The organism is Streptomyces thermospinosisporus, assembly GCF_039526425.1.
Classification (GTDB): Bacteria; Actinomycetota; Actinomycetes; order Streptomycetales; family Streptomycetaceae; genus Streptomyces; species Streptomyces thermocarboxydovorans.
Window position 1 is genome coordinate 1 of the sequence record NZ_BAAAIZ010000140.1, and the last position, 8,185, is coordinate 8,185.

General features: G+C 71.8%; 9 protein-coding genes. 7 read left to right on the plus strand and 2 right to left on the minus strand.

What is annotated here, in order from left to right; translation table 11 throughout:
- The 3 genes from ABD207_RS31485 to ABD207_RS31495 all read left to right on the plus strand — a co-directional run.
- Window positions 1-1,143: AIM24 family protein (locus ABD207_RS31485; RefSeq protein ID WP_344016729.1), on the plus strand; the 1,143-nt coding region annotated here is incomplete at its 5' end.
- Window positions 1,144-1,154: 11 nt separating this feature from the next.
- Window positions 1,155-1,835: an AIM24 family protein gene (locus ABD207_RS31490; RefSeq protein ID WP_343999895.1), complete on the plus strand. Its 681-nt coding sequence runs from the start codon at window positions 1,155-1,157 to the stop codon at window positions 1,833-1,835.
- A gap of 16 nt (window positions 1,836-1,851) precedes the next feature.
- Entirely contained in the window at window positions 1,852-2,607 is a 756-nt protein-coding gene (locus tag ABD207_RS31495; RefSeq protein ID WP_344016730.1) for an AIM24 family protein, read from the plus strand.
- A 73-nt stretch (window positions 2,608-2,680) separates the two neighbouring features.
- Here the strand turns inward: ABD207_RS31495 and ABD207_RS31500 are convergent, their stop codons facing one another.
- The gene (locus tag ABD207_RS31500) at window positions 2,681-3,202 is read right to left on the minus strand and encodes an NUDIX hydrolase (protein WP_344016731.1); all 522 of its coding nucleotides are present in this window, start codon (window positions 3,200-3,202) and stop codon (window positions 2,681-2,683) included.
- The gene (locus ABD207_RS31505) at window positions 3,199-4,728 is read right to left on the minus strand and encodes a zinc-dependent metalloprotease (protein ID WP_344016732.1); all 1,530 of its coding nucleotides are present in this window, start codon (window positions 4,726-4,728) and stop codon (window positions 3,199-3,201) included. Before ABD207_RS31505 ends, ABD207_RS31500 begins: the two co-directional genes overlap by 4 nt.
- A 192-nt stretch (window positions 4,729-4,920) precedes the next feature.
- Here ABD207_RS31505 and ABD207_RS31510 point away from each other — a divergent pair, with 192 nt between their 5' ends.
- From ABD207_RS31510 to ABD207_RS31525, 4 genes are all read left to right on the plus strand, one after another.
- Window positions 4,921-6,033 (plus strand): SDR family oxidoreductase, encoded by a 1,113-nt coding sequence (locus tag ABD207_RS31510; protein WP_344016733.1) that lies wholly within the window; start codon window positions 4,921-4,923, stop codon window positions 6,031-6,033.
- Window positions 6,034-6,190: 157 nt separating this feature from the next.
- Window positions 6,191-6,652 carry a molybdenum cofactor biosynthesis protein MoaE gene (locus tag ABD207_RS31515; RefSeq protein ID WP_344016734.1) on the plus strand — a complete coding sequence of 154 codons (462 nt, stop codon included), beginning with the start codon at window positions 6,191-6,193 and terminating at the stop codon, window positions 6,650-6,652.
- A gap of 139 nt (window positions 6,653-6,791) precedes the next feature.
- Complete coding sequence (locus ABD207_RS31520; RefSeq protein ID WP_344016735.1) at window positions 6,792-6,956, plus strand: hypothetical protein; 165 nt, start codon at window positions 6,792-6,794, stop codon at window positions 6,954-6,956.
- A 50-nt stretch (window positions 6,957-7,006) separates the two neighbouring features.
- Window positions 7,007-8,098 carry a YlbL family protein gene (locus tag ABD207_RS31525; protein WP_344016736.1) on the plus strand — a complete coding sequence of 364 codons (1,092 nt, stop codon included), beginning with the start codon at window positions 7,007-7,009 and terminating at the stop codon, window positions 8,096-8,098.
- Window positions 8,099-8,185 lie beyond the last annotated feature (87 nt).

Genomic DNA, 8,185 nt, shown 5'->3' on the forward strand with positions numbered 1-8,185 from the left:
CCCGCACCGCAGCCCGCTCCCGGCTTCGCGCCCCCTCCGGGCGGGACCCCGGCGCCGGCTCCCGGGCCCGACGTGCACGGCGCGCCGACCATCGTCGCGCCCATGCAGACCCCGCCCGGCGGATCCCCGGTGCCGCCCCCGGCCCCGGCGCCCGCACCCTACGGTCAGCCCGGCCAGCAGCCGCCGCCCCCTCCGGGCTACGGCGGCCAGCCGGCCCCCGGCCAGACGGCGCCCCTGCCGCCCGGCTACGGCGCAGGACCGCAGGCACCCCAGGCGCCGCACGCGCCCCAAGCACCCCAGGCGCCCACGCCGCCGCCCGGCTACGGCCAGGCGACCCCGCCGCCCGGCTACGGCCAGCAGCCGCCAGGCCAGATGCCCGGCCAGGTGCCGGGCCAGGCGCCCGGGCAGACGCCCGGTCAGATCCCCGGCCAGCAGGCGCCTTACGGGGCGCCGCAGGGCGCTCCCCAGGGCGCGCCGCAGGCCCCGGGTGTGCTCGGCGCGCTCCAGCAGTACAAGGAGACGCCCACCGGCCAGCGCTGGACCCAGCAGAACCGCAAGCTGATGCGCGCCGACCTGAGCATCGGCGGCCAGCCCGTGCTGGCCCGGCAGGGCAGCATGGTGCTCTATCAGGGCAAGGTCGACTTCAGCTACAAGGGCGCCGGGTTCACCGGCCGCATCGTCGGCAACGCCACCGGCCAGGAGATGCAGCTGATGCGCTGCACCGGCCAGGGTCAGGTGTTCTTCGCCGAGGACTCCACGATGCTGCACCCGATCGAGCTGCAGGGCGACGCGGTGTGCGTCTCCGCGGAGAACGTCCTCGCCTTCGACGAGGGCCTGCAGTACGAGGTGCGCCGCATCGAGGGCCACGGCATCCCCGGCGGGGCGCTGTTCACCATGCAGTTCCAGGGCACCGGCACCCTCGTGGTGAAGACCCACGGCATGCCCGTGGTGCTGCCGGTCACGCCCACCACCTTCGCCGACGCCAACGCCGTCGTGGCCTGGTCGGCCGGCGCCCAGGTGGTCGTCTCCAGCCAGGTGCGCATGCGCCGCAACGCCTACCCCGGCGCCTCGGGCGAGAGCGTCAACCTCCAGTTCCGGGGCGCACCCGGCAACTTCATCGTCGTCCAGCCGTACGAGATCTGAAGGAGCCCGTCATGAACCAGCCTCTCGCGGGCTTCGCCCCCGCTCCCGTCACCGCCCGCATGGAGAACCACGGCAACCACATGCTGAAGGTCGCCATGCAGACCGGCAACGACCTCTTCGCACGCGTCGGTTCGATGGTCGCCTACGAGGGCTTCGTCCAGTACGAGCCCAACCCGCCGGCCGTCCGCCAGATCGCCAAGGACTGGCTGACCGGCGAGGGCGCGCCGCTGATGAAGTGCTCCGGCGACGGCCTGCTCTACCTGGCCGACTACGGGGCCAACGTCGTCGTGATCAACCTCAACGGCGACGGCATCTCGGTCAACGCCACCAACCTGCTCGCCTTCGACGCGCATCTGTCGTGGGGCGTCGAACGGGTCAAGGGACTGGCCAAGTTCGCCGGCCAGGGCCTGTGGAACACCAGGATCTCCGGGCAGGGCTGGGTCGCCCTGACCTCGCGCGGCAAGCCGATCGTCGTCGACTGCGGCGGCGGCGAGGACGAGACGTACGTCGACCCGGACGCCCTGGTCGCCTGGTCCCCGAACCTCAAGGTGAAGGGCAAGCGCAGCTTCCGCGCCCAGTCGCTGATCGGCCGCGGCAGCGGCGAGGCCTACCAGATGGCCTTCTCCGGTCAGGGCATCGTCGTCGTCCAGCCCAGTGAGGACAGCACCGACCGTCTCCGGCTCCGGGGCTGAGGGGGAGCAACACATCATGCAGAGCCCGCTTTTCGCCTACAACGACCAGCAGACCCAGGAGCGCTGGAGTCTGCAGAACAAGCAGATGCTCCGGGTCGTCCTTGAGGGGCACGACGACGTCCTGGCCCGCAAGGGATCGATGGTCGCCTACCAGGGCCTCGTCGAGTTCGACGCCGAGTACCAGAGCAACCAGCAGTCCCGTGCGCGGGCGAACACCGGTGAGGGCCTTGACCTGATGCGCTGCCACGGGCAGGGCACCGTCTTCCTCGCCAACCTGGCCCAGCACATCCACATCATGGAGGTGGAGCAGGACGGGCTGACGGTCGACAGCAGCTATGTGCTGGCGATGGACTCCTCGCTGCACCACGAGGTCATCGCCGTCGACAGCCTCTACGGCATCTCCGGCTCGGGGAAGTACCAGCTCAACATCACCGGGCGCGGCAAGGTCGCCCTGATGACCTCCGGCATGCCGCTGCTGCTGCAGGTGACGCCGGACAAGTACGTCAACTGCGATGCGGACGCCATCGTCGCCTGGTCGACCGGGCTGCGTGTGCAGATGCAGGCGCAGACGCACTCCTCCGGGGTGTGGCGGCGCCGCGGCAACACCGGTGAGGGCTGGGAGCTGAGCTTCATGGGCACCGGCTACGCCCTGGTCCAGCCCAGCGAGCTGCTGCCGCCGCAGAACGCCCAGATCGGCTCGGGCCTGGCGGCCCAGTACGGCATGGGCCAGCAGGGGGCCCGCGGGCAGAACCAGGGCAACGTCTGGAGCTGACCCGGCAGGCACAGCAGTGAGGGGCGACCGCCACGGCGGTCGCCCCTCTCACGTCCATGAAAGCCATGCGCCCTCACAGCCGGGCGCGCGTCGCCTCCAGCAGGCGCACGACGGACTCGTCCGCCACGCCGGCCACCTCGGCGTAGGGGAACCAGCCCACGTCCAGGGACTCGTCGCTGACCGTGTGGGCCGCGTCCGGCGGCGCCAGCACCGCGTACTGCACATCGAGGTGCCAGTGGCAGGGCGGCGGGATCGGGTGCCGGTCGAGCCTGACCGGGCCGCCCGGCAGCAGGCGCAGCCCGTCGACGCCCGACTCCTCCGTCGCCTCCCGCAGGGCGGCCGCCGACAGGGAGGCGTCACCGGGCTCGCAGTGGCCGCCCATCTGCAGCCACCTGCGCAGCTTCCGGTGCAGCGTCAGCAGCACGCGCTCCCGCTCGGGGTCGATCACCAGGGCGCTCGCCGTGAGATGCCCCTGCTCGCAGGACTTCCACATGCCGTCCGGGTGGGCCGCCAGGTGGTCCAGATAGGCCTGGCGCAGCTCGGGCTGGCCCTCGTACTCCTTCAGCACCAGGACCGCGTCGTCGTGGAGGCTCACTCGGTCCCGTCGTCCTTCTTCGGGGCGTCACCGGCGGACCCGTCCTTCGAGGTCTCACCTGTCTCACCCGTCTCACCCCGGGAGTCGTCCTCCGGGGCGTCGCCCGAGGCGCCGTCGTGCTTCGTCAGGTCGGGCTTGGCGCCGCTCGCCGCCTCGCCGAGCATCTTGTCCAGCTCGGAGAAGTCGACCTGCTGCTCGCGGTGCACAAAGCCGTCCGGGTCGTCCAGATCGGTGGCGTTGGGCAGCATGTCCGGGTGGGCCCACAGGGCGTCCCGGCCGTCCACGCCGCGCGCGTCGGTGAGCGAGGCCCACAGACGTGAGGCGTCGCGCAGGCGCCGCGGGCGCAGCTCCAGGCCGATCAGCGTGGCGAAGGTCTGCTCGGCCGGGCCGCCCGAGGCACGGCGGCGGCGCAGGGTCTCGCGCAGCGCGTCGGCGGACGAGAGCCGGGGCTTGGCCGCCGCGTGCACCACGGCGTCCACCCAGCCCTCGACCAGCGCCAGAGCCGTCTCCAGGCGGGCCAGCGCGGCCTTCTGCTCGGGCGTGTCCTCCGGCTGGAACATGCCCTGCTGCAGCGCCTCCTGCAGCTGCTCCGGATTCTGCGGATCGAACTGGCCGACCACGTCCTCCAGCTTGGCGGTGTCGACCTTGATCCCGCGCGCATAGCCGTCGACCGCGCCGAACAGATGCGAGCGCAGCCATGGCACATGGGCGAACAGGCGCTGGTGGGCGGCCTCGCGCAGGGCGAGATACAGCCGCACCTCCTCCTGCGGGACCCCCAGGTCCTTGCCGAAGGCCTCGATGTTCACCGGCAGCAGCGCGGCCTTGCCGGCCGGGCCCAGCGGCAGGCCGATGTCGGACGAGCCGACGACCTCACCGGCGAGCACCCCGACGGCCTGCCCGATCTGCGTGCCGAACATGGCCCCGCCCATGGAGCGCATCATGCCGATCAGCGGGCCGGCCATGGCCTGCATCTCCTCGGGCAGCACATCGCCCATGGCGTTGCCGACGCGCTCGGCGACCGGGTCGACCAGCTCACGCCAGGCCGGCAGGGTCGCCTCGACCCACTCCGCGCGGCTCCACGCCACGGCGGAGTGCGCGCCCGAGGGCAGCGAGGTGACACCGTCCAGCCAGAGGTCGGCCAGGCGGACGGCCTCCTCGACCGCCTTGCGGTCGGCGGGGCCGACGCTCGCGTCCTTGGTGCCGTCGGCCGTGCCCTGGGACACGGTCTGGCGGGCGATCTGCTTGGCCATGTCCCAGTTCACCGGGCCGCCCTCGTAGGAGAGCATCTGCCCGAGCTGCTGGAAGGCCGCGCCCAGGTCGGTGGGGTTCAGCGACCCGAACATCGCGGCGAACGGATTGTCCGCGCCCGGGCCGCCAAAGCCTCCGGCTCCGGGCATGCCGAAACCGAACGGGTTGGCCGGGCCCTGACCATGACCACCGCCGCTCTGCGGGTCCTTCTTCTTGCCCTCGTCGCCGTCGTCCGGCTCCTCCGGCGGAAGGCCGAATCCGAATGGGGTGTCACTCACGGGATTCCTCGGCTGGTAGGGCCGCCGGTTCTTTCCGGCGGCACGGCTGCCCGACAACACCACCCAGCGTAGACACCTGAGCCGGTTCGGGCCTCGGTGCTTCGCCGACAGAAGGCCTGCGGCAGGATGGATGCCACCTGGTACGTACGCGTCACATGCGCCCGTACTGAAGACAACCGCTGGAGACGCCCGGTGAGTTCCCCAGATCCGCAGGTTCGCGCAGCGCGAAACCGGTCAACCAGTCCCGCGGGCCGCGGGCCCGTCGTCGCGGTCACCGGCGCCGCGACCGGCGTCGGCGCGCTGCTCACCGAGCGGTTGGTGGCCTCGGAGGAGATCAAGCAGGTCATCGCCATCGACGAGCGGCGCGGCGAGTGCGACGAGGCCCGGTGGCACATCCTCGATGTGCGCGACCCGGCCATCGCGGACAAGCTGCGCGGCGCGGACGTGGTGGTGCACCTGGCCCTCGACCTCGATCTGGAGACCGACGCCGCAGCGCGGACCGCTTACAACGTCCGGGGGACCCAGACCGTTCTGACCGCCGCCGCGGCGGCCGGTGTGCACCGGGTGGTGCTGACCACCTCGGCGATGGTCTACGGCGCCCTGCCGGACAACGAGCTGCCGCTGTCCGAGGACGCGGAACTGCGCGCCACGGCGGAGGCCACCGGCGTCGGCGACCTGCTGGAGATCGAGCGCCTGGCCCGGCGGGCGCCCCGCGCGCACCCCGGGCTCAATGTCACGGTGCTGCGCCCCGCCATCCTGGTGGGCGGCACCGACACCGCGCTGACCAGGTACTTCGAGTCGCCCCGGCTCCTGGTGGTGGCCGGCTCGCGGCCCGCCTGGCAGTTCTGCCACGTCGAGGACCTGTGCAGCGCCTTGGAGTACGCGGTGCTGGAGAAGGTCGACGGCGAGCTGGCCGTCGGCTGCGACGGCTGGCTGGAGCAGGAGGAGGTCGAGGAGCTCAGCGGCATCCGGCGCATGGAGCTGCCGTCGGCGGTGGCCCTGGGCGCGGCGGCCCGGCTGCACCGGATCGGCCTGACCCCGTCCCCGGCGGGCGACCTGGCCTACACGATGTACCCGTGGGTGGTCAGCGGCAGCAGGCTGCACGACGCCGGCTGGCGTCCCGCCTACACCAACGAGGAGGTGCTGGCGGAGCTGCTCGAGGAGGTCTCCGGGCGGCACACGGTGGCCGGCCGGCGGCTGGGCCGCAAGGACGCGACGGCGGCGGGCGCCGCGGGCGCGACGGTGGCGCTGCTGGGCGCTGCGGCGGTGGTCCGGCGGGCACGCAAGGCGCGCCGGCGCATCTGACACCCGGCAACCCCTCGGGCCGGCCCCCACGGCACCGGTCCCGTGGAGGACTCACGGTGAAGATTCGCGGTCCTGTAGAAGACTCCGAACCTCCGGGCGCGCCTGCCGGTCGAAACCGCAATACCCGGCTGTCGGCGGCGTACGGCACGATGGGGGCATGGCTACGACGCATGACCACCCCGGCGAGCAGGCCGCACAGGACCCGATCAAGCTGATCGGCATCCGGGACACCCCCCTGTCGGTGGACGAGGTCTTCCGGGCCGTCGGGGACGACGCGGCCGGCGGCACGGCACTGTTCGTCGGCACCGTGCGCAACCACGACGGGGGCGCCGACGTCGAGAAGCTGAGCTACTCGTGCCACCCCACCGCCGAGGCCGAGATGCGTCGCATCGCCGAGAAGGTCGTCGCCGACCACCCCGTGCGGGCGCTGGCGGCCGTGCACCGCGTGGGGGACCTCGCGGTCGGGGACCTCGCCGTGGTGGTCGCCGTGTCCTGTCCGCACCGGGGCGAGGCCTTCGAGGCCTGCCGGAAGCTGATCGACGACATCAAGCACGAGGTGCCGATCTGGAAGCACCAGACGTTCGCCGACGGAACGCAGGAGTGGGTCGGCGCCTGCTGACCCCGGCCGCCCCTTCCGAGGTCCCTCCCAGCACGGTTTGTCCGGTTGCGTAACCGGTCCCCCGACGTGAGCGTTGTCACAGCGAATGGTTAATCTTCTGATCAGTCCGTCGCGGACGCTCGCGGGTTGGGAGGTCGGTATGGATGCGCTTGCCTGGCTGCTGATTCCGCTCGTGGCGGCCGTCGTCGCGGGGCTGTGGGGAAGCTGGGCCCTGAGAACCCGGAAGATACGTAGCGACGGTCCCGAACTGGACGGATACGCCCGTTTTCGCGAGGCGATGGAGAAGTCCCGTACCGGCACCTGAGCAGGCGGCCCTGACGGTGCGCTGACAGAACCGTCCCGTACTGTCGAGACATGCCACGCCGCACCGCGACGATGCTCGCCTCCACCCTGATGCTGATCGCGCTTCTGTGCGCGGGAGTGTTCATCCCCGTGCCGTACGCGGAGATGTCCCCGGGGCCCACGGTGAACACCCTCGGCGAGCACGACGGCGAGCCGGTGCTGCAGATCTCCGGGCGCAAGACCTATCCGGCCGACGGCAACCTCAACATGACCACGGTGCGGGTCACCAGTGCCGACTACCGGATGAACCTCGTCGAGGCGGTCTACGGCTGGCTGGCGCACGACAACAAGATCGTGCCGCACGACACCCTCTACCCGAACGGCAAGACGGAGGAGGAGTCGACCCAGGAGAACGCCGAGGAGTTCACCCAGTCGCAGGAGAGCGCCAAGGTGGCGGCGCTGAAGGAACTCGACGTCCCGGTGAAGTCCTGGGTGGTCGTTTCCACGGTCGTCAAGGGATCCCCGGCCGAGGGCAGGCTGCACGCCGGCGATGTGATCAAGGCCGTCGACGGCAAGGCGGTCAAGGAGCCGGCCGATGTCGCCGACCTGGTGACCAAGCACGAGCCGGGGGAGAACGTGGTCTTCACGATCGTGCCCGCCAAGGAGCAGGCCGCCGCGCAGAAGGAGAAGCGGCCGGCGCGGACCGAGAACGTCACCATCACCACCCGGACCTCGAACGACGCCGGTGAGAAGCGCGCCATCGTCGGCATCTCCGCCGGGACCGACCACACCTTCCCGTTCACCATCGACATCAAGCTCGCCGACGTCGGCGGCCCGAGCGCCGGGCTGATGTTCGCCCTCGGCATCTACGACAAGCTCACGCCGGGCAGCCTCACCGGCGGCGCCTTCGTGGCCGGCACCGGCACCATCGACGACAACGGCAAGGTCGGGCCGATCGGCGGCATCGAGATGAAGACCGTCGGGGCGCGCGCCAAGGGCGCCGAGTACTTCCTGACGCCCGCCGACAACTGCGCCGCGGCCGCCAAGGACACCCCCGACGGTCTCACCCTGGTGAAGGTGGACACCATCGACGACGCCCTCGACGCCCTGGAGGACATCCGCTCCGGCGACACCGACGCCCTGCCGTCCTGCAAGGCGTCGTGACCCTGCCGGGCACGGCGGGCTGAACCTCGTCGGGCCGGGCGGGCGATCTGCCGCTGCCGGGCGGGCCGGCCTGAATCCCGTCGGGCC